Below are 23,416 nucleotides of genomic sequence, written 5' to 3'. Positions count from 1 at the left end.
CTCACGCGCCTCGGCGTGCGGCAATCGCCTCGTACACCATGCCGACCAGCAGGTCGTCGGCGTCCCGGCGGCCGAACTCGGCGGCAGCGCGGGACATTTCATACAGTCGGTGCGGATCCGCCAGTACCGGAAGGACGTTGCCCTGCACCCACTCGGGGGTGAGCGCCGCGTCGTCCACCAGCAGACCGCCGCCGGCGTTGATCAGCGGCTGGGCGTTGAGCCGCTGTTCGCCGTTGCCGATCGGCAACGGGACATAGGCGGCGGGCAGCCCGACGGCGGAGAGCTCCGCCACGGTCATCGCGCCCGCGCGGCAGAGCATCATGTCGGCCGCGGCGTACGCGAGGTCCATCCGGTCCACATACGGTACCGGGATATAGGGCGGCATACCGGGCATGTTGTCCACGCGCGGCATTTCGTTCTTCGGGCCGACCACGTGCAGGATCTGGATTCCGGAGCGCTGCAGCAGCGGGGCGACCCGCTGGACCACCTCGTTGAGATGGCGGGCGCCCTGCGAGCCGCCGGAGACCAGCAGCGTCGGCAGGTTGGGATCGAGCCCGAAGGCGGCACGCGCCTCGGGACGGACCCGGGCCCGGTCCAGGGTGGCGATGGTGCGGCGCAGCGGGATACCGATGTAGCGGGCACCGCGGAGCTTGCTGTCGGGGGTCGAGACGGCGACCCCGTGCGCGTACCGCGAGCCGATCTTGTTGGCCAGGCCCGGCCGGGCGTTGGCCTCGTGCACCACGATCGGCACCCCGGCGCGCTTGGCGGCGAGGTAGCCGGGCAGCGCGACGTAGCCGCCGAACCCGATCACACAGTCCGCCTTGGTGCGCTCCAGGATCTGCTCGGCCGCCTTGATGGTGCCGCGCAGCCTGCCCGGGACGGTGATGAGTTCGGGGGTGGGCTTGCGCGGCAGCGGGACGGCCGGGATCAGGGCGAGTTCGTACCCCCGCTCGGGTACGAGTCTCGTCTCGAGTCCGCGCTCCGTGCCGAGAGCGGTGATTCCCACGCTCGGGTCCTGCCTGCGCAGGGCGTCCGCGAGGGCGAGCGCGGGCTCGATGTGGCCGGCGGTCCCCCCACCGGCGAGTACGACATGCACCGAAATTCACCGCTCTCCGGACGAACGCTTCTTGATGCGCCGTCTCATCGTCTTCCATCTCACCCCGGGCCTCCGCATGGCCAGGGCGGCCTTCGCGGCGGGATCCTCCCGCGCGAACGCGATCAGCAGCCCGACAGCGAACATGGTCGGCAGCAGGGCCGACCCTCCGTAGGAGAACAGCGGGAGCGGGACACCGGCGATCGGAAGCAGACCGAGCACCGCACCGATGTTGATCACTGCCTGAGCCGTGATCCAGGTGGTCACACCTCCCGCGGCATACCTCACGAAGGGGTCCTCCGTGCGTCCGGCCACGCGGATACCCGCATAGCCTAGAGCCGCGAAGAGGGCGAGTACCGACAGCGTCCCCGCCAACCCCAGTTCCTCCCCCGTGATGGCGAAGATGAAGTCGGTGTGGGGTTCGGGGAGTTGCCCCCATTTTTCCACACTCGCACCGAGCCCGGATCCGAACCAGCCGCCGGACGCCAGAGCGTAGATACCGTGCACGGCCTGCCAGCACGAGCCGCCGGGCCCCGGTTCGCTCGCGCCCATGCAGTCGAGCCTGGCCATCCGGTTCGGACTGGTCTTGATCAGTACGAAACCGATCAGCCCGGCGGTGGCGAGCACCCCGGCGAACAGCCGGGTGGGGGCTCCGGCCAGCCAGAGCAGCCCGAACAGGATCGCAGTGAGAATGATCGCAGTGCCCATGTCACCGCCGAGCATGATCAGCCCGAGCAGCATGAAGGCGACCGGCACCAGCGGCACCAGCATGTGCTTCCACTGGTTGAGCAGCCGCTTGTCCTGTTTGCGGGCGAGCAGGTCTGCCCCCCACAGGACGAGGGCGAGCTTGCCGAACTCGCTGGGCTGGAGCTGGAAGGGGCCGCCCAGGTAGAGCCAGTTGCGGTTGCCGTTGACCGACATCCCTATCCCCGGCACCTGGACCAGCACCATCAGGAAGACCGCGCCCATCAGCAGCGGGTAGGACATGGCACGGTGCAGCTTCACCGGCATCCGGGCCGCGATCGCCATCAGTCCGGCCCCGATGACGGCGGCCAGGAACTGCTTGCGGAAGAAGTAGGTGCCCGGCTTGTCGAGCTCCAGCGCCTTGATCATCGAGGCGGAGTAGACCATGACGAGCCCGAGCACGGTGATGAGCAGCCCGGCACCCAGGATCAGGTAGTACGCCGTCAGCGGCCGGTCCCAGGCCCGGCGTGCCTGCTCGTAGAGCCGGCGCACACCGCCGCCGCGCGGGGTGCGGGGGCCGCCCGTGCTCCTGGAGCGGACGGCGGGGGGCCGCCGGGAGCCGGGAGCCGACCGGACACGGAGCGCGAGTCCGTCCGGCAGCGGGGCGCCGGCGGTCGCCGGGAGGGGTGGACGGAGCGCCCGGCTGATCGCCGCGGTCGCCCGTGAGCGGTCCCTGCCGCGTGCGGCAGGGCTCTCTTCGGCCGGCATGGTCCTGTCCCCTCCACTGCTCGTGCCCGGGGCTTCGGCGCCGAGGGCCCGCGCCCGCGGCACTGCCGTACGACCCGGTTGTTCCGGGACGTTACGGCGCGGAGGCCGGGCCCGTCAGGCGCTCTCGGCGGCGAGTGCGCGGACGGCGTCCGCGAAGGCCTCGCCCCGCTTGTTGTAGTTGGTGAACATGTCCATCGAGGCGCAGGCCGGGGCCATCAGTACGGTGTCTCCCGGCCGGGCGAGCCGTGCCGCCTCGCGGACCGCCTCGGACATCGCCCCAGTGTCGGTCCGGTCGAGGTCGGTCACCGGGACCTCGGGCGCGTGTCGCGCGAGGGCTTCGCGGATCAGGGCGCGGTCGGCGCCCATCAGTACGACGCCCCGCAGGCGCTTCGCGCACCCGGTCACCAGCTCGTCGAAGGTGGCTCCCTTGGCCAGCCCGCCGGCGATCCAGACGATGGGGTCGTAGGAGGCCAGGGAGGCCTCGGCGGCGTGGGTGTTGGTGGCCTTGGAGTCGTCGATGTACGCGACCCCGGCGATGTCCGCGACATGCTCGATGCGGTGCGGGTCGGGGCGGAAGTTGCGCAGCCCGTCGCGCACGGCGGCCGGGGCGACGCCGAAGGCGCGGGCGAGCGCGGCGGCCGCCAGCGCGTTGGCGATGTTGTGCGGGACGGGCGGGTTCACGTCCCCGACCTCGGCCAGCTCCTGCGCCTGCTTCTGCCGGTTCGTCACGAAGGCACGGTCGACGAGGATGCCGTCGACGACCCCGAGCTGGGAGGGCCCGGGGGTTCCGAGGGTGAAGCCGATCGCCCGGCAGCCCTCCTCGACGTCGGCCTCGCGCACCAGGTCCTCGGTGGCGGGGTCCGCCACGTTGTAGACGCAGGCGACGCCGTTGCCCTCGTAGATCCGGCCCTTGTCCGCGACGTACGCCTCCATGGAGCCGTGCCAGTCGAGGTGGTCGGGGGCCAGGTTGAGCACGGCGGCGGAGTGGGCGCGCAGCGAGGGCGACCAGTGCAGCTGGTAGCTGGAGAGCTCGACGGCCAGGACGTCGTACTCCTGGTCGCCGAGGACCGCGTCCAGCAGCGAGACGCCGATGTTGCCGACGGCGGCGGTGCGCAGCCCGGCCGCCTCCAGGATCGAGGCGAGCATCCGGACGGTCGTGGTCTTGCCGTTGGTTCCGGTGACCGCGAGCCAGGGTGCCGGTTCCCTGCCGTCCCGTCCGCGCAGCCGCCAGGCGAGTTCGACGTCGCCCCAGACCGGGACGCCCGCCTCGGCGGCCGCGGCGAACAGCGGCTTGTCGGGCTGCCAGCCCGGGGTGGTGACGATGAGCTCGGTGGACTCGGGCAGGGTGGCCCCGTCGCCGAGGCGCACGGTGATGCCCTGCGCCTCCAGCTCCGCGGCCTGGGTGCGGGAGCGCTCGTCGTCCCCGTCGTTGACGACGGTGACGACGGCGCCGAGACCGCGCAGCACCCGGGCCGCCGGGATCCCGGAGACCCCGAGTCCGGCGACCGTGACGTGCTTGCCCCGCCAGTCCGTACTGCTCACTTCTTGGCTGCCCATCCTGCGTAGAAGAGGCCGAGTCCGACGATCACGCACATGCCCTGGATGATCCAGAAGCGGACCACGACAAGGACTTCGGACCACCCCTTGAGTTCGAAGTGGTGCTGGAGCGGCGCCATCCGGAACACCCGCTTGCCGGTCATCTTGAACGAGCCGACCTGGATGACGACGGACATCGTGATCATCACGAAGAGGCCGCCGAGCACCGCCATCAGGAACTCGGTGCGGGAGCAGATCGCCAGACCGGCGAGCGCGCCGCCGAGGGCGAGCGAACCGGTGTCACCCATGAAGATCTTGGCGGGCGAGGTGTTCCACCACAGGAAGCCGAAGCAGGAGCCCATCAGGGCGGAGGCCACGACCGCGAGGTCGAGTGGATCTCGTACTTCGAAACAGGCGCTCGGGTTGGTGAGGGTGGCCGCGTTGGCGCAGGACTCCTGGAACTGCCAGAGCCCGATGAAGGTGTACGCGCCGAAGACCATCACCGACGCACCGGTGGCGAGGCCGTCCAGACCGTCCGTCAGGTTCACGCCGTTGGACATGGCGAGAATCATGAAGAGCGCCCAGAGCACGAAGAGCACCGGGCCGATCGACCAGCCGAAGTCCTCGACGAACGAGAGCTTGTCGGAGGCGGGGGTGTTGCCGCGGGCGTCGGCGAACTGGAGCGAGAGCACCGCGAAGGCGATGCCGACGATCAGCTGGCCGGCCATCTTGGCCTTGGCCCGCAGGCCCAGCGAGCGCTGCTTGACGATCTTGATGTAGTCGTCGAGGAAACCGACGAGTCCCATGCCGGCCATCAGGAAGAGGACCAGCACGCCGGAGAAGCGCATGTCCTCGCCGGTGATCAGCTTCGAGACCACGTACGCGATGATCGTCGCCAGGATGAAGGCGATGCCGCCCATGGTGGGCGTGCCCTTCTTCGATCCGTGGCTGCGCGGGCCGTCGTCCCGGATGAACTGCCCGTATCCCTTGCGGGCCAGCAGCTTGATCAGCAGCGGGGTACCGACCAGGGTCAGGAAGAGCCCGATGGCCCCCGCGAAGAGGATCTGCCTCATCGGCCGGCGACCTCGCCCTCGGCCGCACTGTCCAGCAGCGCCGTGACGACCTGCTCCAGGCCGACCGACCGGGAAGCCTTCACCAGCACGACGTCTCCCGGGCGCAGTTCACTGCGCAGCAGGTCGACGGCAGCCTGTGTGTCGGACACATGCACCGACTCCTCACCCCACGAACCCTCGTTGTATGCGCCCAGTTGCAGCCAGGAGGCTTCTCTGCCCCCGACCGCGACGAGCTTGCTGACGTTGAGCCGGACGGCAAGCCGTCCGACCGCGTCGTGCTCGGTGAGCGAGGCGTCGCCGAGCTCGGCCATCTGGCCGAGCACCGCCCACGTACGACGCCCCTTCCCCATGGCGGCCAGCGCGCGCAGCGCGGCTCTCATGGATTCGGGGTTGGCGTTGTAGGCGTCATTGACGAACGTCACGCCGTCCGGACGCTCGGTGACCTCCATGCGCCAGCGGGAGAGGGTGCCCGCCTCGGAGAGCGCATCGGCGATCTCGTCTGCGGACAGGCCCAACTCATGGGCGACGGCGGCCGCGGCGAGCGCGTTCGACACGTGGTGCTCACCGTACAGGCGCATGGTCACATCGCTGCACCCGGTGGGTGTGTGGAGGCGGAAAGCGGGGCGGCCGTCGTCGGTGAGCCGCACGTTCTCTCCCCGTACGTCCGCTTCCGCGGCTTCGCCGAAGAGCAGCACCCGGGCCTTGGTGCGGGAGGACATGGCGCGGACGAGCGGGTCGTCGGCGTTGAGTACGGCGAGCCCCTCCGGGGGGAGGGACTCGACCATCTCGCCCTTGGCCTGGGCGATCTGCTCGCGGCCGCCGAACTCGCCGATGTGGGCGGTGCCGACGTTCAGCACGAGGCCGATCCGGGGCGGGACCAGGCCGGTGAGGTAGCAGATGTCGCCGATGTAGCGTGCGCCCATTTCGAGGACCAGGTGCTGGGTCTCCTCGGTGGCGCGCAGCGCGGTGAGCGGCAGTCCGATCTCGTTGTTGAGGTTGCCCTCCGGATAGACGGTGGGGCCCTTGCGCTCCAGGAGCTGGGCGATCAGGTCCTTGGTGGAGGTCTTGCCGGCGGAGCCGGTGAGGGCGACCACGGTGGTGCCCAGGCGTCCGACGACGGCACGGGAGAGCGCGCCGAGCGCCGCCACCACGTCGTCCACGACGATCGCGGGAACGCCGACGGGGCGGGCGGCCAGCACGACTGCCGCGCCCGCCTCGACGGCGCGCCGCGCGTAGTCGTGGCCGTCGACGCGTTCGCCGGCGAAGGCGACGAAGAGGCTGCCTTGCTTCACCGCCCGGGAGTCGATGACGACTGGCCCGCTGACGGTTGCTGCCGGATCCGGTATGTCGTACGACTGCCCGCCGACGATTTCGGCGATCTCGGCGAGGGAAAGGGCGATCACTTGGTCATCCCTGACTGTTGTTCTCGTGGGTGGGGGCGCGGTGGGCGGCGCTCTCGTGTCCCAGGGACCGCTCGATGGCCTCGCGCAGGACCACCCGGTCGTCGAAGGGGCGCACGACGCCGTGGATGTCCTGGCCCTGCTCGTGGCCCTTGCCCGCGACGATCACGGTGTCGCCGGGGCCGGCCCGGCCGACCGCGGCCGCGATGGCGGCGGCCCGGTCCGCGTCGACCAGGACGTCGCCGCGTTCGTGGACGGGCACTTCCGCGGCACCCGCGAGCATGGCCGCGAGGATGCCGAGCGGGTCCTCGGAGCGGGGGTTGTCCGAGGTCAGGACAGCGGTGTCGGAGAGCCGGGCGGCGGCCGCTCCCATCGGGCCGCGCTTGGTGGTGTCGCGGTCGCCGCCGCAGCCGAGGACGATGTGCAGTTTGCCCTCGGTGACCTTCTGGAGGGAGCGGAGCACCGATTCGACGGCGTCGGTCTTGTGCGCGTAGTCGACGAGTGCGAGGTACGGCTGTCCGGCGTCGATCCGCTCCAGCCGGCCGGGCACCCCGGGCACGGCGGCGACGCCGTCGGCCGCGATCTGCGGGTCGATGCCCGCGACGGCGAGGGTGACGATCGCGGCCAGGGTGTTGGCGACGTTGAACGGTCCCGGCAGCGGGGCCTTCGCGGTGGCCCGCTCGTCCTTGGGGCCGATGACGGTGAAGGTGGAGCCGAGCTGGCCGACCTCGACGTCCTCGGCCCGCCAGTCGGCGTCCGGGTGGCCCTCGGCGGAGAAGGTGGTGATCGGCACGGAGGCCTCGGTGATCAGCCTGCGGCCGTACTCGTCGTCGAAGTTGACGACGCCCTGCCTGCTGCGCTGCGGGGTGAACAGCCGCGCCTTGGCCTGGAAGTAGTCCTCCATGCCGGAGTGGAACTCCATGTGCTCCGGGCTGAGGTTGTTGAAGACGGCCACGTCGAACGTGCAGCCGTCCACCCGGCCGAGCACCAGGGCGTGGCTGGAGACCTCCATGGTCACCGCGTCCACGCCGCGCTCGCGCATCACCGCGAACAGGGCCTGCAGGTCGGTGGCCTCGGGGGTGGTCCGTTCGGACTTGATGCGCTCGTCGCCGATGCGCATCTCCACGGTGCCGATCAGACCGGTGCTGCGCCCTGCGCCGCGGAAGCCGCCCTCGATGAGGTAGGCGGTGGTGGTCTTGCCGGAGGTTCCGGTGATGCCGATCCGGAGCAGGTCGGTGCCGGGTTGTCCGTAGATCTCGGCGGCGAGTTCGCCCATCCGGCCGCGCGGGTCCTCGGTGACCAGCACCGGGAGGCCGGTGGCGGCGGCGCGTTCGGCGCCCGCCGGGTCGGTGAGGATGGCGGCGGCGCCAAGGCCGGCCGCCTGGGCGGTGAAGTCGGCGCCGTGCAGGCGGGCACCCGGCAGAGCGGCGTACACGTCTCCGGGGCGTACGGCCCTGGAATCGTGGGTGATGCCGGTGACTTCGCCGGTGCCGGGCGGTTCGACTCCCAGCCGGGCTGCCAGGGTGGCCAGGGTGGTCGGCCGCAGCCGATCCGGGCGGGGCGCTCCCGGGTAGTTCACAGGGGCGTCCTTCTGGGTGGTTCGGGACTGTTCAGCGTGGGGCACGGCGGTGAGCGTACCGGGAGCACCCGGCCTCTCGCGAAGTGAGGGGCCGGGGTCGTGGTGGTTCCCGTTCCGGTTCCCGGGATCAGGGGTGATGGTTGTCACGGATGGTCTCCCCGAGTTCACTCGCCGGGTTTGAAGGACACCGGCAGCCTGGCCGGCTCGCTGCCGGAGGGCGCGGTCTGAAGGGTCTTGAGGGCGAATTCCATGACCTGCTTGTAGATGGGTCCGCAGATCTGGCCGCCGAAGTAGCCGCCCTTGGTGGGGTTCTGGATCGCACAGTAGACGGTGATCTGGGGGTTGTCGGCGGGGGCGAAGCCGGCGAAGGAGGCGGTGTAGCCGTGGTAGCCGCCGCGTACCGGATCGACCCGGTTGGCCGTACCGGTCTTGCCCGCGACCCGGTAGCCGGGGATCTTCGCCTTGGTGCCGGTGCCCTCCTGGTCGCCGACCACCGACTCCAGCATCTTCGCGAGTGTCTTCGCCGTCTTCTCGCTGACCACCCGGGACTGTGCGGGGGCGTCGGCGGCGGTGAAGCGGCCGTCGGCCCCCTTGGTGCCGCGCACCAGGGTCGGGGCGATCCGGACCCCGCCGTTGGCGATGGTGGAGTAGATCGAGGCGGCCTGCATGGCGTTGAGCGAGAGCCCCTGGCCGAACGGGATCGTGTACTGCTGCGAGGTCGACCAGTCCTGCGGCTTGGCGAGGATGCCCGGGGTCTCACCCGGGTAGCCGAGTCCGGTCGGTGAGCCGATGCCGAACTTGCGCAGGTAGGAGTAGAGCGTCTTGTTGGCCTGGGCCTGGGTCCTGCCGAGCTGTCCGGCGGCCAGGATGGTGCCGATGTTGCTGGACTTGGCCAGTACGCCGTTGAGCGTCAGGTACCAGGTGGGGTGGTCGATGTCGTCCTTGAAGAGCCGGTCGCCCCGGTGCAGCCGGTTGGGGACGGTGACGTGGGTGCCGGGGGTGGCGGCGCCTTCCTCCAGCACCGCGGCCATGGACATGACCTTGCTGGTGGAGCCGGGCTCGTACACGTCCTGGAGGGCCGCGTTGCCCAGGGACGCCGCGTCGGCCTGCGAGAGGTCGTTGGGGTCGAACCCGGGCGCGTTGGCCATGGCGAGGACCTCGCCGGTCCGGGTGTTCTGGACGACGACGTAGCCCCGGTCCGCCTTGGACTTCTTCACCTGTTCGGAGATGGCCTTCTGGGCCGCCCACTGGATGTCGCGGTCGATGGTCAGCTCGATGTCGGAGCCCGCGACGGCCGGGACCTCCTTGGTGCCGGCCGTGGGCACCCGGCGGCCACCGGACTGGGCGTACTTGATCGTGCCGTCCTCGCCCGCCAGCTCCTTGTCCAGCTGCGATTCCAGGCCGCCGGCGCCCTTGCCCTCGGCGTTGACGTAACCCAGTATCCCGGCGGCGAGGCCGCCGTTGGGGTAGACCCTCTTGGTGGTCGACTCCTGGAAGACACCGGCGAGCACGTTGGCTCCGGGGCCGCCGGCCGCCTTGTCCTTGGCGGCCTTCTCCGCGAAGACCGACTTGAGGTCCTTGATCTGCTTCCAGACCTGCGGGGTCTGCCGGCGGGCGAGCACCGCGTACCGGCTCTTCGGCTTCGCGAGCTTCTTGGTCAGCTCGGCCGCGTCGGCGCCGAGGATGGGCGCGAGCAGGGCGGCCGCCTGCTGGGGGGCGTCCGGGGCCTTGCTGTCGGCCGGGGTGAACATCTTGGGGTCGGCGGTGATGTCGTACGCGTCGACGCTGGTGGCCAGCGCGATGCCGCTGCGGTCGGTGATCTCCCCGCGCTCGGCGGCGACGGTGTAGCTGAGGTAGCGGTTCTTGTCGGCCTTGGCCGCGTACGCGTTGGCGTCGACCGCCTGGACCTGGAGGAGCCGGACGACGAACGCGATCATGACGAGCGTCAGGGCGAGGCTGACCAGCCGCAGCCGGGGGCGCGGGCTGCCGAGCCGCAGCGGACGGCCGGAGCGGCCGCGCGGCACCGGCCTGCGCGCGGCCGGGGAGGAGGAGGGCCGCCGTCGCGCGTCGGGGCGGGGGCGGCCGGTACGGGGGGCCGCGGAGCGGGGGCGCGCCGGGCCGGGGACCCGGCGGCGCGGTGGTTCCTTGGAAGGCACTGCGTCACCTGCCGGGGCTCGTGGAGGGCTGGTCTGACGGGGTTCGCGGGGCCGCCGGTGCGCCCGGTCCGGCCGCGTCGGGAGTGGCTGCGGAGGTGCCCGGTCCGGCGGTGGTGGTGCCGGCCGGGGCTGACGTGCTGCCCGAGGGGGTCGGGCCGGACGTGGCGGGGGGCTGCGGCGGCGCGCTCGCGGGGGCCTGCGGCGGCGCGGTGGTCCTCTGTGGCGGCGGCGCGGGGGCCGGTTCGGCGGTGGCGGCCGAGGGCACGCCCCGGAGCTTGCCGTCGGGGCCGAGGAAGACGGGGCTGCCGCCGGGGACCATGCCCAGTTCCCGGGCCCGGCGGGCCAGCGCGTCGGGCTCGGCGGAGCTGTCGACGTCGTGCTGGAGGGCCTGCTGCTCGTCGGTGAGGTCGGTGGTCCGCTTCTTCAGCTCGCTCAGCCGGAACGATCCTTCGTTGAGCGCGGAGTTCAGCACGAGCAGGGTGATCAGGCCGCCGCCCAGGAGCAGGACGACCAGCAGGACGAAGGGGGTCCGGGCGGCTTTGCTCGGCCCGGCCGGCATCAGCCGGCTGAGCCGTGCCGCACGTCCTTTCAACTGCCCGGCCGCTTTGCTCACCGCACCGCCCCGTCCCTCGCCCGCGTCCGCCCGCCGGGGCCCCGGGGGCTCATCGCTCCTCCGCCCGGATCCGCTGGGCGCCGCGCAGCCGGGCGGGCGCGGCCCGCCGGTTGTCGGCGACCTCCTCCTCGGTGGGCAGCTCGGCGCCCCGGGTCAGCAGCTTCAGCCGGGGCTGGTAGCGCTCGGGGACGACCGGCAGCCCGGCCGGGGCGGTGTTGGCGGCGCCCGCCGCGAGCACCTGCTTGACCAGCCGGTCCTCCAGCGAGTGGTACGAGAGGACGGCGATGCGCCCGCCGACGGCGAGGCTGCGCACTGCGGCCGGGATCGCCCGCTCCAGCACGGTCAGCTCGCCGTTGACCTCGATGCGCAGGGCCTGGAAGGTGCGCTTGGCGGGGTTGCCGCCGGTGCGCTTGGCCGCCTGCGGCAGCGAGTCGCGGATCAGCTCGACGAGCCGGGCGCTGTTGCTGAAGGGTTCCTTCTCGCGCTCGCGGACGACGGCGGAGACGATCCGCTTGGCCTGCTTCTCCTCGCCGTACGCACGCAGGATCCGCACCAGTTCGCCCGGCGGGTAGGTGTTGAGCACCTCGGCGGCGCCCATGCCGGTCGTCTGGTCCATCCGCATGTCGAGCGGTGCGTCCTGGGCGTACGCGAATCCCCGGTCGGCCTCGTCCAGCTGCATGGAGGAGACGCCGAGGTCGAACAGGATGCCCTGGACCTCGGGGACGCCCAGCCGGTCGAGCACCTCGGGCAGTTCGTCGTAGACGGCGTGCACCAGGGTGGCGCGGTCGCCGTAGGGAGCGAGCCGCTCACCCGAAAGGCGCAGCGCCTCCTTGTCCCGGTCCAGGGCGATCAGCCGGGCGGTCGGGAAGGCGGAGAGCAGCGCCTCGCTGTGTCCGCCGAGGCCCAGCGTGCAGTCGACGACCACGGGCGGCCTGGGGCCCGGTGCCTCAAGAGCCGGGGCCAACAGGTCCAGGCACCGCTGGAGCATCACCGGGACGTGTCGGGTCTGGCTCATGCGCCCTCTCAGGCTCAGGTCCCGGGTGGCGGCACGTACGGCCTGGTCCCCGCCCGCTCGCGAAGGGGAGGTCCGCCGGCGCCGGGGAAGAGGCGTCAGCCGACCGGCGAGCGGGAGAGGGCCGGGCCGTACGTACGCCGCGCACACGGGGAAACTTCGGAATGTGCAGGGTGTCGGTAACTTCCCGTCACTTTAGACCGGTCTGCAGCCGGTCCTGCTCCACCCTGCCATTCGATCGATTCCCGATCAATCAACCCGGCAGCGCGTCGGCCCTCCCTTTGTTCACCCGGCCGGGTGACTCGGTGTGAGGCTTGTGGGTTACCTCACAACAAACACCGTTGACGTTCTTTGTCCGCTTCCACGCCACGCCGGAGCGGCGGAGCCGGGCTAACGTCTTGTTCATGTCGACTTCCGCGCAGTCCCCCGCCGAGCCGTCCACCTCCCCCGCAGACCGGGCCGGCACCGACGGCACGGTCACCGACCGCCTCGTCGGGGCGAACACCGAGTACGCCGCCGAGTTCAGCGATCCCGGCATGGACGCGAAGCCGGTGCTGCGCGTCGCCGTGGTCGCCTGCATGGACGCCCGGCTCGACCTGCACAAGGCGCTCGGTCTGGCGCTCGGTGACTGCCACACCATCCGCAACGCGGGCGGTGTGGTCACCGACGACGTGATCCGCTCGCTGACCATCAGCCAGCGGGCCCTCGGCACCCGCAGCGTGATACTGATCCACCACACCAACTGCGGCATGGAGTCGATCACCGAGGAGTTCCGCCAGGAGCTGGAGGCGGAGGTCGGCCAGCGCCCCGTCTGGGCCGTGGAGGCGTACACCGACGCCGACCAGGACGTCCGGCAGTCGATCCAGCGGGTGCGCACCTCGCCGTTCCTGCTGCACAACGATGATGTGCGCGGCTTCGTCTTCGACGTGACGACCGGCCTGCTGCGCGAGATCCTCCCGGCTTCCTGACCTCCGGAAAGACCCTTTCGGGCATCGAAAAACCCACCCAATCCGACATATCGGCCCCAGTTATCCACACGCGAGTGACACGAAGCGGTAACGGCAACAAGAATGCGGGTGTGACACCCCGTCGGACCTCGTCCGGCGCGGTGTCCGTATTCGGGGTGGGCCGGGCCGTACAGGAGCACCGGACCGTGACTGGGGAATCCCGTGCTCCTGGTGAGCGTGGGGCAGGGCCGAGGAGGGCCGGGTGACGACCTATGACGATCGAGCGAGCCTCACAGATCTGACCACCACAGCGGAGCGGGTGCGCAGGTCGGTGGAGAGTGTGATCGAGGGCAAGCCTGAGGTCGTACGGCTTTCGCTGACCGTGCTGCTCGCGGAGGGACATCTGCTGATCGAGGATGTGCCCGGCGTCGGCAAGACCATGCTGGCCAAGGCGCTGGCGCGGTCCATCGACTGCTCGGTGCGGCGCATCCAGTTCACACCGGACCTGCTGCCCTCCGACATCACCGGGGTGTCCATCTTCGACCAGCAGCGCCGCGAGTTCGAGTTCAAACCCGGAGCGATCTTCGCCCAGATCGTGATCGGCGACGAGATCAACCGCGCCTCGCCCAAGACCCAGTCCGCGCTGCTGGAGTCGATGGAGGAGCGCCAGGTCACGATCGACGGGCACTCCTACGAACTGCCCGACCCCTTCATGGTCGTGGCCACCCAGAACCCGGTGGAGATGGAGGGCACGTATCCGCTGCCCGAGGCCCAGCGCGACCGGTTCATGGCCAGGGTGTCGATCGGCTATCCCAGCCCGGAGGCCGAGCTCCAGATGCTCGACGTGCACGGCGGCGTCTCGCCCCTGGACGACCTCCAGCCGGTGGCGCACGCGCACGACATCGCGAAGCTGATCGAGGCCGTGCGGACGGTCCACGTCGCCGACGCGGTCCGCCGGTACGCGGTGCAGCTCGTCGGGGCCACCCGCAGCCATCCCGATCTCAGACTCGGCGCCTCGCCGCGCGCCACCCTGCACCTGCTGCGCGCGGCCAAGGCCACCGCCGCGCTGAGCGGCCGGGACTACTGCCTGCCCGACGACGTACAGGGGCTGGCGGTCGCGGTGCTCGCACACCGGCTGCTGCCCACCGCCCAGGCCCAGCTGAACCGCCGCACCGCCGAGCAGGTGGTGCTGGAGATCCTCCAGCAGACGCCGGTGCCGACCGCCGCGGGCGGTGCGTCCGTCCCGGCCCCGCCGCATCAGCCGGGCGCCGCGTACGACACCCGGCAGCAGCCCGGCGTACGGCGGCTCTGATGAGCGCCGGGGGGCCGACCGCGATGGACGACAGCGACGACAAGGGGGGTCTGCGGGCCGCTCTGAGCGGGCTGACCACGCGCGGCCGGTCCTTCCTCGCCGCCGGCATCGCCGCCGCGGTCTGCGCGTACGTGCTGGGCCAGGGGGATCTGCTGCGGGTCGGACTGCTGCTCGCGGTCCTGCCGCTGGTCTGCGTGGGGGTGCTCTTCCGGACCCGGTACCGGGTCGCGGGGACCCGGCGGCTGTCGCCGTCCCGGGTGTCCGCGGGCACCGAGGCGCGGGTCCACCTGCGGATGGACAACGTCTCGCGGCTGCCCACCGGCCTGCTGATGCTCCAGGACCGGGTGCCCTACGTGCTGGGCCCGCGGCCCCGCTTCGTCCTGGACCGGGTGGAGGCGGGCGGCCGGCGCGAGGTGTCCTACCGGGTGCGGTCCGACCTGCGCGGGCGTTACCCGCTCGGCCCGCTGCAGCTGCGGCTGAGCGATCCGTTCGGGATGTGCGAGCTCACCCGTTCGTTCACCGCGTACGACTCCCTCGTCGTCATCCCGAGGACCGAACCGCTGCCGCCGGTGCGGCTGGCGGGCGAGTCCTCCGGGTACGGCGAGGGCCGGCAGCGCTCGCTCGCGCTGGCCGGCGAGGACGACGTGATCCCGCGCGGCTACCGGCACGGCGACGATCTGCGCCGCGTCCACTGGCGTTCGACCGCGCGCTACGGCGAGCTGATGGTGCGCCGCGAGGAGCAGCCGCAGCGGGCCAGGTGCACGGTGCTGCTGGACACCCGGCAGATCGCGTACCAGGGGGCCGGGCCCGACTCGGCGTTCGAGTGGGCGGTTTCGGGGGCCGCCTCCGCGCTGATGCACATGCTGCAACGGGGCTTCTCCGTCCGGCTCCTGACGGACGAGGGCAGCGCGCTCCCGGTCGAGGGGGCGGGCGGTTTCGCCGGCTCGGGCCAGGACCCGGCGGCCGCCGCCGGGCTGATGATGGACACCCTCGCCGAGGTGGACAACTCCGACGGGGGCGGCCTCTCCCGCGCGTACGACGTGCTGCGCGGCGGCAACGAGGGCCTGCTGATCGCCTTCCTGGGCGATCTGGACGAGGAACAGGCGGCGGTGGCCGCCCGGATGCGGCAGCGCAGCGGTGGTGCCGTCGCGTTCGTGCTGGACAGCGACGCCTGGGTGCACGGTGAGTCGCCGACCACCGAGGCGGCGTCCGAGCAGCGGCTGCGGCTGCTGCGTGACTCGGGGTGGACGGCGGTCGCGGTCAAGCCCGGCACCGACCTCGCCGGGCTGTGGCAGCAGGCGAGCCATCTCGGTTCGCTGAGCCCGTCCGCGGCCGTGGGCGGCACGACGGGCGGTACGACAGGTTTCTCCGGTGGTTGGTCATGAATCTCCGGTGGTTGGTCATGGGGGGACGGACATGAGCGGTCGTGGTCGGCTGGCGCTGTGCGCCTATGCGGCGACGCTGATGGCGGCGTGTTCGATGCTGCCGCTGGTCGACCCGGTCAGCTGGATGGTGCAGGCGGCGTTCCTGCTGGCCATCCAGTACGGGGTGGGCGCGCTGGGCCGGCGGGTGCCGCTGCCCCGGCTGCTGACCGTCGTCGCGCAGATGCTGGTCACGCTGATGCTGCTCACCGTGGCGTTCGCCCGGGAGCAGGCGCTGGCGGGGTTCCTGCCGGGGCCGCAGACGGTGCTGGCGCTCTCCGACCTGCTGTCGACCGGTGCCGACGACGTCAGCCGGTACGCGATTCCGGCACCGGCCACGGCGGGCATCCGGCTGATGCTGGTGGGCGGGGTACTGCTGGTCGGCCTGGCGGTGGACGTGCTGGCGGTGACGTTCCGCAGCGCCGCGCCGGCCGGGCTGCCGCTGCTGGCCCTGTACTCCGTCGCGGCCGGGCTGTCCGACGGCGGCGCGGACTGGCTGTGGTTCATCCTCGCCGCCTGCGGCTATCTGCTCCTGCTGCTGGCCGAGGGCCGCGACCGGCTCTCGCAGTGGGGACGGGTCTTCGCCGGGGCTGCCGGCCCCAGGGGCGGTCCGGCAGGTGGCGGTCTCCCGGGCGGCGGAGCGCTCGCCCCGGTGCGCACGGGACGTCGCATCGGCGCGCTGGCCCTGGGCATCGCGCTGGTCGTCCCCGCGGCGCTGCCCGCCCTCGACAGCGGCCTGCTGTCAGGCTCGGGGGCCGGCAACGGCAAGGGGGGCGGTGGCGGCACCATCTCCGCGGTGAACCCGCTCGTCTCCCTGCAGAACAACCTCAACCAGCCGGACAACCGGCAGGTGATGTCGTACCGCACCAACTCCAACAGTCCGCAGGACTTCTATCTGCGGATCCTGGCGCTGGACCAGTTCAACGGAAACGAATGGCGGGCGTCGACCCGCCGGCTGAAGGACGTGCCCAAGCGGCTGCCGAGCCCCGGGGGCCTGTCCCCGGAGGTGGCGGTCACGGAGATCAGCTCGAACATCTCCGCGTCCAGTTCGTACCAGCAGACCTATCTGCCTCTCCCCTATCCGGCGACCGAGGTCAGGGTCGGAGGCCGCTGGCGGTACGAGTCCGAGGGCCGCACCCTCGTCGGCGACGGCGGGGAGACGACCAAGGGCGCGCAGTACCAGGTGTCCAGCCTGGTCGTGCAGCCGACATCGGACCAGCTGGCCAACGCGGGACCGGCCCCGGCCGCCCTCCAGCGCGAGTACACCCAGGTGCCCCGCTCGCTGCCGCAGGTGGTCAAGGAGACGGCCGAAAAGGTGACCCGGGGCGCCGGCAACGCCTACGAGCGGGCGGTGAAGCTGCAGGACTACTTCGCCTCGGACGGCGGGTTCACCTATGACACCTCGGTGACCTCCGGGACCGGCAGCGCGGCGATCGGCCGCTTCCTCAAGGACAAGGAGGGCTTCTGCGTCCACTTCTCCTTCACGATGGCCGCGATGGCCCGGACGCTCGGCATTCCGGCCAGGGTGGCGATCGGCTTCACTCCGGGCACCGCGCAGTCGGACGGTTCGATGTCGGTCGGGCTGCGCGACGCGCACGCCTGGCCGGAGCTGTACTTCGAGGGCGTCGGCTGGACCCGCTTCGAGCCGACCCCCTCGCGCGGCACCGCCCCCTCGTACACCCTGCCGGACACCCCCTCCGGCGATCCGGCCGGCCCGGACCACCCGGAGACGGGCGCTTCGGCCGCCACGCCGGTCGCTCCGTCCGCGTCGGAGAGCTGCCCGGCGCAGTCGCGCAAGCAGGGCGAGTGCGGCAACACGGTGGCGCCGGGAGCGGTGGGCCCGACGGATTCGGGTACGCCGACGGGCACGGTGCTCGGCGTGACCCTGTTGGTGCTGCTCGTCATTCTGCTGCCGACGCTGCCGATGCTCTGGCGGATCCGGGCACGGGCCCGCCGGCTGAGCTTCTCCGCCGGGCGTACGCCCGGCGACGCGACCGCCCGAACGCTGGCGGCCTGGCGGGAGATCATCGATACGGCGTGGGACCACGGCATCACCCCGGACGAGTCCCTGACCCCGCGCAGGGCGGCGGAGCGCCTGGTGCGCCTGGGACGGCTCGGCACCGACGGGGCCGAGGCGGTGCACCGGGTGGCGAGCGCGGTGGAGCAGGTGCTCTACGCTCCGGAGCCGAGGCCCGAGGCAGGGCTCTCGCACGACGTGCGGGAGGTGAGGGCCGCGCTGCGGGCCTCGGTCGGCGGGTTCGTCCGGCTCCGCGCGGTCGTGGCACCGCGATCGGCCGTACGGGTGGTGTGGGCGGCCTCGGACCGCCGGGCGGCCCTGACCGCCCGGTGGCACCTGCCCCGACGCCCGGCGTGGCTTCGGCGTCCGTCCGGCCAGGAGGGCTGACTGGCTGACCCCGGGCCGGGCGGGCCGAGCGCCGCCCGGCGGCCGGGCGGGGCTCCCCCAGCCCGTCCGGCGGCGCTTCGAGCCCGTCCGGCGGTTCGGTGCGTCCGTGGGACCGGCCGTCCCCGGCGCCCTGCTTCGGCTCCGGGCACGCGCCCGGGGCGCCGGTGTCCTCCCGGGGCGGACAGACGTGTGAGGGGCGGCCGCAGAAAGCGGACACACGTGTGAGGGGCGGCCGCAGAAATGCGACCGCCCCTCACCCATAAGTGTGTGAAGCGCTTACTGGCCCTGCTCATCGCGGCGGCGCTGCCACCGCTGCTCGATCCTGTTCATCACGGTCCGGCGCTGCTTGGGCTGTCGACGCTCGCCCCCGCCTCCGGCCCCGGTCCCGGCTGCCTGTTGCTCACCGGGCTTGGGTGCCTTGCGCCAACCCGTGACCGCGAGCACCGCGCAGCCCAGCATGACGAGGAACCCCACCACGCTGATCCAGATCTGCTGGGCGACCATTCCGGCCATGAGGAGCGCGATACCCACCAGGAAGCCAGCAACTGCCTGGTAGACCCGTCGCCGGGTGTACGTACGCAGCCCGCTTCCCTCGAGCGCTGTCGCGAACTTGGGATCTTCGGCGTACAGCGCTCGCTCCATTTGCTCGAGCATTCGCTGCTCGTGCTCCGAGAGCGGCACGGAGTCCTCCTCGTCGTCGGCCGCGGGGGGCGGCCGGTATGCGGCCCTTCCAGGATAGGCAGGGAATCGTCCCCGTGAAACCCGCCCTCATTGCCAATCAACCAGTCCGGGCCGCCACGACGGCTCAGCTGCTGAGGCGTTGATTCCCCAACCTCCGATCCGTCATGCCGGATGGTGTCCCCCGATCATACGGGGCTCAGGCGCTGATCGGGGCTGCTGGGCCGTACTCCGTCTGCGGCTGCGTTGCTGATCAGCCGCGCTAGCGGCGTGATCCGGCCGGTGGCTCAGGCCTGCCTGGCACCCAGAACGTGCAGCTGGGTCGCCACCGAGTGGAAGGCCGGCAGTTCGGCGGCCGCCGTCTCCAGCTTGAGCAGGGCTTCCATCGCTCCGGGCTCGGTGTCCACGAGGACGCCCGGAACGAGGTCCGCGAAGACGCGCACGCCGTGCACCGCGCCGACCTCCGCACCCGCCGCCGACACCAGCTCGGTGAGCTGCTCGGCCGTGTACCGCCTGGGCATCGGGTCGCCCTCACCCCAGCGGCCCGCCGGGTCACTGAGCGCCTGCCTGGCCTCGGTGAAGTGACCGGCGAGCGCACGGGCCAGGACCGCCCCGCCCAGCCCGGCGGCGAGCAGGCTGAGGGCGCCTTCGGGGCGGAGCGCGTCCACCGCGTTGCGCACGCCCTGGGCGGGGTCGTCCACGTACTCCAGGACGCCGTGACAGAGCGCCGCGTCGTAGCCACCGCGCTCGACCACGTCGAACAGGCCGAGGATGTCGCCCTGGACGCCGCGGACCCGGTCGGCCACCCCGGCCTCCGCTGCGCGGCGCTCCAGCGCGAAGAGGGCGTTGGGGCTGGGGTCGACGACGGTGACCCGGTGGCCGAGGCGGGCCGCCGGCACGGCGAAGTTGCCCGTACCGCCACCGGTGTCCAGTACGTCCAGGGCGTCCCTGCCGGTCGCCTTGACCCGGCGGTCGAGGGCGTCCTTGAGGACCTCCCAGACCACGGCGGTACGGAGGGAGGCGCGGGGGCGCAGCTGGTCCGACACGGCAGTTGACTCCTCGGCACGGTGCCGCCGCTGAGGGCGGAGCGTGAACAGCGCAGGTGACAGGTCGCGTCCACCCTATTGCCTCGCGCCGCCCGCACCGCCATCACTCGTCGGAGCGCTCCCCGCGGGGCTGCGGGAGCACCGGCTGGAGGACCAGCAGCCGCTCCACCAGGCGCAGGAACATCGCGGCGTCCCGGAGCAGATCGTCCGCGTCGCGCCGGCCGGCCGCACCGGGTATGCCCGCCTCCGCGCGGGCCCGGCGCCGGGCGCCCGAGGCGAACAGCGCGCTCCACTCGGTCAGCTCGGGGGCGAGCTCCGGGAGGACCTCCCAGGTGCTGCGGATCCGCTCGCGCCGCCGCCGGGAGGTCTCGGGGCGGCCCCGGACGGCGAGGACGGCGGCGGCGGCGCGCAGCGCTGCGAGGTGGGCGGTGGCATACCGCTCGTTGGGCACGTCGAGAACAGCTGCCTCTTCGAGGCCGGCGCGGGCCTTGGCGAGGAGATCGAGAGCGGCGGGCGGCGCCGTGGCGCGCCGGAGAACGGGGTGGACGTCGTGCGCCGGACCGGTCGGTGAGGGAGCAGGGCCGTCTGCGCGGCGTCGCGGGGCGGCTGCTGCGGACGAGTGGGCCATGACAGAACCTCCTGTCTCGTAACGGCTCGGTGGCCGTCTGTATCCATCGTGACGGCCACCACTGACAATTCGCCTCGATCGCTGTCTGACCTGGGGCTTTGCTTCAATCGCGAGTTCGGGCTACCTTTTTGTACTGACCAGTCAGTTCAATGGAATGGGGAGGGCTTGTGGACAGCCCGCACGGGGCGGCCGTCACCGCCGGGAACCTGGGGCTCAAGGGGCCGCGCGGCTGGGCCTTCCGAGGCGTGACCTTCAGCGCCGGACCCGGCTCACTGATCGCGGTCGAGGGCCCGTCCGGCTCCGGCCGCACCTGTCTGCTGCTCGCCCTCACCGGCCGGATGCGCCCGTCCGAGGGCGACGCCGAGACCGGCGGCCTGCTCCTGCCGCGCCGGGCCGCCGCCGTTCGGCGCATCGCCGCGCTGGGGCCCGTGCCGGGGGTCAGCGAGCTGGACCCGGCCCTCACGGTCGCCGAGCACCTGCGTGAGCGCGCCCTGCTCCAGCGCCGCTACGACGGCTCCGTGCGCGCCCTGCTGCGGCCGCGCCGCGAGCGCGCCGCCTCGGCCCGGTCCCGGATCGACGCGGCGCTGGACGCCGCCGGGCTCGACACGGCCACCCTGCCCAAGGCCGAACGGACCTCCGTACGGGATCTGGAGCGGCTGGAGGCGCTGCGGCTCTCCGTCGCCCTCGCGCTGATCGGGCGGCCGGCGCTGATCGCGGTGGACGACGCCGATCTGAAGCTCTCCGACACCGAGCGCGCCGAGGCCTGGGAGCTGCTGCGTTCCCTCGCCGACGGCGGTACGACCGTGCTGGCCGTGTGCGGCGGCCCGGCCCCCGCCGACGCGGTGACCGTACGCACGGGAGCCGCGCCGACGGCCGCCCCCGCCGACAGCACCGACGGCACCGACGGCACCGACGCCGCGGAACCGGCGGACCCCACGGAATCCGACGATGAAGGGACCGCAGATGCGCTCGCCGCGACTGGCCGCTCTTGAGCTGCGGCGCTTCGGCCGGGGGAAGCTGCCGCGCGCGGCGCTGGCCGCCCTCCTGCTGCTGCCCCTGCTCTACGGCGCCCTGTACCTGTGGTCGTTCTGGGACCCGTACGGCCGCCTGGACCGCATCCCGGTCGCCCTGGTGAACGACGACAAGGGCGCCACCGCGGAGGGCGGGCGCGTCCGGGCCGGGGACGAGATCACCGGCCGACTGCTCGACTCCAAGGTCTTCGACTGGCACGAGGTGAGCGCCCAGGAGGCCGACAAGGGCGTCGAGGACGGTACGTACTACCTCTCGCTGACCATGCCCTCGGACTTCAGCAAGCGGATCGCCTCCAGTGCGGGCGACTCCCCCGAGACGGGCGCGCTCCAGGTGCGCACCAACGACGCGAACAACTACATCGTCGGCCAGATCTCCAGGACGGTCTTCTCCGAGGTCCGCACCGCGGCCTCGGCCAACGCCTCTCGCGGCTTCCTGGACCGGATCTTCATCAACTTCTCCGATCTTCACGACGCGACGGCGGAGGCGGCCAAGGGCGCCGACGACCTCAGGGGCGGTATCGGCAAGGCGAAGAAGGGCTCCAAGGACCTCGCCGACGGGCTGAAGGACGCGAAGGCCGGGAGCAGCCGGCTGGCCGGCGGAATCGTCAAGCTGAACACCGGCGCGGGCGATCTGAAGACCGGCTCGCACCAGGTCGCGGACGGCACGCAGCTGCTCGCCGACAAGGTGAACGGCGTCGCGGCCGACATCCGCCCGTTCCTGAAGGACAACGGGAAGTCGATCGGGGACACCGCCCGGCTGGTGGCCGATTCCTCGCAGACCGTACGGGACAACCTCGACGTGCTGGTCGAGACGGCGCCCGCCGCCGCCACCGCCGCGCACACGGCGTCCGAGGACCTCGCCGCCGTCCACCGCACCCGGTGCGAGGAGCAGCCGCTCCCCGACGCCACCGTCTGCCCGCCGCTCGCGCGGGCCGTGAAGGCGGCCGCCGACGTGGCGGCCGTGGCCGACGACGTGAACGTCCTGGTGACCAGCCAGCACGGAGATTTCAAGACGCTCCGCGGTCAGCTCGCCACCCTGCAGAAGCAGGCCGACGCACTCGCCGAGCGCTCACCGCACCTGGACGAGGACCTGAACGGCGCGGTCAAGAAGATCAACGCGCTCAACACCGGCGCCCACAAGGTCGCCAAGGGCGCCGACCAGCTGCACACCGGGCTGGCCACGGCCAAGACGGGTTCGGCCGAGCTGAACACCGGCGTGGGCGACCTGAAGAAGGGCGCGACCAGCCTGGACAGCGGGATGATCCGGCTCGGGGACGGTTCGGCCACGCTCGCCCAGGGCCTCGACGAGGGGGTCGGCAAGATCCCCGACTACGGCAAGAAGGACCGCGACGCCCGTACCGGGGTCATGGCCGACCCGGTGCAGCTGGCCTCCAAGTCGCTGCACGCCGCACCGAACTACGGCACCGGCTTCGCGCCCTACTTCATCCCGCTCTCCCTCTGGGTCGGCGCGATGGTGGCGTACATGCTGATCCAGCCGCTCAACCGGCGCGCGCTGGCCGCCGGGGCCCCGGCCTGGCGGATCGCCCTCGCGGGCTGGCTGCCGGTGGCCGCGATCGGCCTGCTCCAGGTGGGCGCACTGATGGCCGTACTGCACTGGGGGCTCGGCCTGCAGATGGTCCGGGCGGCCGGGACGATGGGCTTCCTGGCACTGGTCACCTGCTGTTTCGCCGCGATCGTGCAATGGCTGAACGCCCGTTTCGGGGCGGCGGGGCGCATCCTCGTCCTCGCGGTCCTGATGCTCCAGCTGACCTCGGCCGGGGGCACGTACCCCGTGCAGACCAGTCCGGGCTTCTTCAACGCGATCCACCCCTACCTGCCGATGAGCTACGTCGTGGAGGGGCTGCGCCGGCTGATCACGGGCGGCGGGCTCGGCCCGGTCTGGCAGGGCTGCGCGGTGCTGGCGGCCTTCACCGCGGGCGCGCTCGCGCTGACCGCCCTGTCGGCGCGCCGCAAGCAGATGTGGACCCTGGAGCGGCTGCACCCCGAGCTGAGCCTGTGAGCGCCCCGGGACCTG

18 protein-coding genes are annotated in these 23,416 nt (G+C 72.1%); 6 read left to right on the top strand and 12 right to left on the bottom strand.

Translation table 11 applies throughout. The annotated features are described in order from the left end of the window. Position 1: 1 nt before the first annotated feature. The 9 genes from murG to rsmH all read right to left on the bottom strand — a co-directional run bounded on the left by murG (position 2) and on the right by rsmH (position 11,917). Positions 2 to 1,096 (bottom strand): undecaprenyldiphospho-muramoylpentapeptide beta-N-acetylglucosaminyltransferase, encoded by a 1,095-nt coding sequence (gene murG, locus EDD93_RS20820; protein ID WP_123526584.1) that lies wholly within the window; start codon positions 1,094 to 1,096, stop codon positions 2 to 4. Between the two features lie 6 nt (positions 1,097 to 1,102). Then, positions 1,103 to 2,545 (bottom strand): putative lipid II flippase FtsW, encoded by a 1,443-nt coding sequence (gene ftsW / locus EDD93_RS20815; RefSeq protein WP_185092394.1) that lies wholly within the window; start codon positions 2,543 to 2,545, stop codon positions 1,103 to 1,105. 114 nt (positions 2,546 to 2,659) lie between these two features. Continuing rightward, positions 2,660 to 4,087, bottom strand: a complete 1,428-nt coding sequence (gene murD / locus EDD93_RS20810) for a UDP-N-acetylmuramoyl-L-alanine--D-glutamate ligase (RefSeq protein ID WP_123526583.1) — start codon at positions 4,085 to 4,087, stop codon at positions 2,660 to 2,662. Continuing rightward, positions 4,084 to 5,154, bottom strand: coding sequence for a phospho-N-acetylmuramoyl-pentapeptide-transferase (mraY, locus tag EDD93_RS20805; protein WP_123526582.1), 1,071 nt, complete (start codon positions 5,152 to 5,154; stop codon positions 4,084 to 4,086). Before mraY ends, murD begins: the two co-directional genes overlap by 4 nt. Further along, on the bottom strand, positions 5,151 to 6,557 hold the full coding sequence (gene murF / locus EDD93_RS20800) for a UDP-N-acetylmuramoyl-tripeptide--D-alanyl-D-alanine ligase (RefSeq protein WP_123526581.1): 1,407 nt from the start codon (positions 6,555 to 6,557) through the stop codon (positions 5,151 to 5,153). Before murF ends, mraY begins: the two co-directional genes overlap by 4 nt. Before the next feature lie 4 nt (positions 6,558 to 6,561). After that, positions 6,562 to 8,280, bottom strand: coding sequence for a UDP-N-acetylmuramoyl-L-alanyl-D-glutamate--2,6-diaminopimelate ligase (locus tag EDD93_RS20795; RefSeq protein WP_123526580.1), 1,719 nt, complete (start codon positions 8,278 to 8,280; stop codon positions 6,562 to 6,564). A 17-nt stretch (positions 8,281 to 8,297) separates the two neighbouring features. Next, a complete protein-coding gene (locus EDD93_RS20790) occupies positions 8,298 to 10,289 on the bottom strand; it encodes a penicillin-binding protein 2 (RefSeq protein WP_123526579.1) in 1,992 nt (663 codons plus the stop codon). 4 nt (positions 10,290 to 10,293) lie between these two features. Beyond that, positions 10,294 to 10,902 carry a septum formation initiator gene (locus EDD93_RS20785; RefSeq protein WP_185092393.1) on the bottom strand — a complete coding sequence of 203 codons (609 nt, stop codon included), beginning with the start codon at positions 10,900 to 10,902 and terminating at the stop codon, positions 10,294 to 10,296. Positions 10,903 to 10,951: 49 nt separating this feature from the next. Beyond that, positions 10,952 to 11,917 (bottom strand): 16S rRNA (cytosine(1402)-N(4))-methyltransferase RsmH, encoded by a 966-nt coding sequence (rsmH, locus tag EDD93_RS20780; protein ID WP_123526577.1) that lies wholly within the window; start codon positions 11,915 to 11,917, stop codon positions 10,952 to 10,954. Positions 11,918 to 12,318: 401 nt separating this feature from the next. Between rsmH and EDD93_RS20775 the strand changes: the two genes are divergently transcribed. The 4 genes from EDD93_RS20775 to EDD93_RS20760 all read left to right on the top strand — a co-directional run bounded on the left by EDD93_RS20775 (position 12,319) and on the right by EDD93_RS20760 (position 17,998). After that, a complete protein-coding gene (locus EDD93_RS20775; protein ID WP_123526576.1) occupies positions 12,319 to 12,882 on the top strand; it encodes a carbonic anhydrase in 564 nt (187 codons plus the stop codon). Positions 12,883 to 13,123: 241 nt separating this feature from the next. Then, positions 13,124 to 14,173: a MoxR family ATPase gene (locus tag EDD93_RS20770; RefSeq protein WP_123526575.1), complete on the top strand. Its 1,050-nt coding sequence runs from the start codon at positions 13,124 to 13,126 to the stop codon at positions 14,171 to 14,173. Beyond that, a complete protein-coding gene (locus EDD93_RS20765) occupies positions 14,173 to 15,558 on the top strand; it encodes a DUF58 domain-containing protein (protein WP_123526574.1) in 1,386 nt (461 codons plus the stop codon). Before EDD93_RS20770 ends, EDD93_RS20765 begins: the two co-directional genes overlap by 1 nt. Before the next feature lie 31 nt (positions 15,559 to 15,589). Then, a complete protein-coding gene (locus tag EDD93_RS20760; RefSeq protein WP_123526573.1) occupies positions 15,590 to 17,998 on the top strand; it encodes a DUF3488 and transglutaminase-like domain-containing protein in 2,409 nt (802 codons plus the stop codon). A gap of 276 nt (positions 17,999 to 18,274) precedes the next feature. On the opposite strand, the gene EDD93_RS20755 is transcribed toward EDD93_RS20760, so the two are convergent. From EDD93_RS20755 to EDD93_RS20745, 3 genes are all read right to left on the bottom strand, one after another. Further along, positions 18,275 to 18,679: a DUF3040 domain-containing protein gene (locus tag EDD93_RS20755; protein ID WP_123526572.1), complete on the bottom strand. Its 405-nt coding sequence runs from the start codon at positions 18,677 to 18,679 to the stop codon at positions 18,275 to 18,277. 284 nt (positions 18,680 to 18,963) lie between these two features. Continuing rightward, a complete protein-coding gene (locus tag EDD93_RS20750) occupies positions 18,964 to 19,722 on the bottom strand; it encodes a bifunctional 2-polyprenyl-6-hydroxyphenol methylase/3-demethylubiquinol 3-O-methyltransferase UbiG (RefSeq protein ID WP_123526571.1) in 759 nt (252 codons plus the stop codon). Positions 19,723 to 19,825: 103 nt separating this feature from the next. Further along, a complete protein-coding gene (locus EDD93_RS20745; RefSeq protein ID WP_123526570.1) occupies positions 19,826 to 20,350 on the bottom strand; it encodes an SAV_6107 family HEPN domain-containing protein in 525 nt (174 codons plus the stop codon). 167 nt (positions 20,351 to 20,517) lie between these two features. On the opposite strand from EDD93_RS20745, the gene EDD93_RS20740 reads away from it, so the two are divergent. Together EDD93_RS20740 and EDD93_RS20735 are read left to right on the top strand one after the other, a co-directional pair. After that, positions 20,518 to 21,342 (top strand): ATP-binding cassette domain-containing protein, encoded by an 825-nt coding sequence (locus EDD93_RS20740; protein WP_123526569.1) that lies wholly within the window; start codon positions 20,518 to 20,520, stop codon positions 21,340 to 21,342. Beyond that, entirely contained in the window at positions 21,314 to 23,401 is a 2,088-nt protein-coding gene (locus tag EDD93_RS20735) for a YhgE/Pip domain-containing protein (protein WP_123527892.1), read from the top strand. The genes EDD93_RS20740 and EDD93_RS20735 overlap by 29 nt, the downstream gene beginning before the upstream one ends. Positions 23,402 to 23,416 lie beyond the last annotated feature (15 nt).

Origin of the sequence: Streptomyces sp. 840.1, assembly GCF_003751445.1 — a bacterium.
Classification (GTDB): Bacteria; Actinomycetota; Actinomycetes; order Streptomycetales; family Streptomycetaceae; genus Streptomyces.
This window is presented reverse-complemented; position numbering and strand designations above follow the sequence as displayed.

Coding starts and splice junctions, on each gene's coding strand:
- ftsW (WP_185092394.1), bottom strand. CDS start 2,545: ATGCCGGCCGAAGAGAGCCCTGCCGCACGCGGCAGGGACCGCTCACGG.
- mraY (WP_123526582.1), bottom strand. CDS start 5,154: ATGAGGCAGATCCTCTTCGCGGGGGCCATCGGGCTCTTCCTGACCCTG.
- rsmH (WP_123526577.1), bottom strand. CDS start 11,917: ATGAGCCAGACCCGACACGTCCCGGTGATGCTCCAGCGGTGCCTGGAC.
- EDD93_RS20775 (WP_123526576.1), top strand. CDS start 12,319: ATGTCGACTTCCGCGCAGTCCCCCGCCGAGCCGTCCACCTCCCCCGCA.
- EDD93_RS20765 (WP_123526574.1), top strand. CDS start 14,173: ATGAGCGCCGGGGGGCCGACCGCGATGGACGACAGCGACGACAAGGGG.
- EDD93_RS20760 (WP_123526573.1), top strand. CDS start 15,590: ATGAGCGGTCGTGGTCGGCTGGCGCTGTGCGCCTATGCGGCGACGCTG.
- EDD93_RS20745 (WP_123526570.1), bottom strand. CDS start 20,350: ATGGCCCACTCGTCCGCAGCAGCCGCCCCGCGACGCCGCGCAGACGGC.
- EDD93_RS20735 (WP_123527892.1), top strand. CDS start 21,314: ATGCGCTCGCCGCGACTGGCCGCTCTTGAGCTGCGGCGCTTCGGCCGG.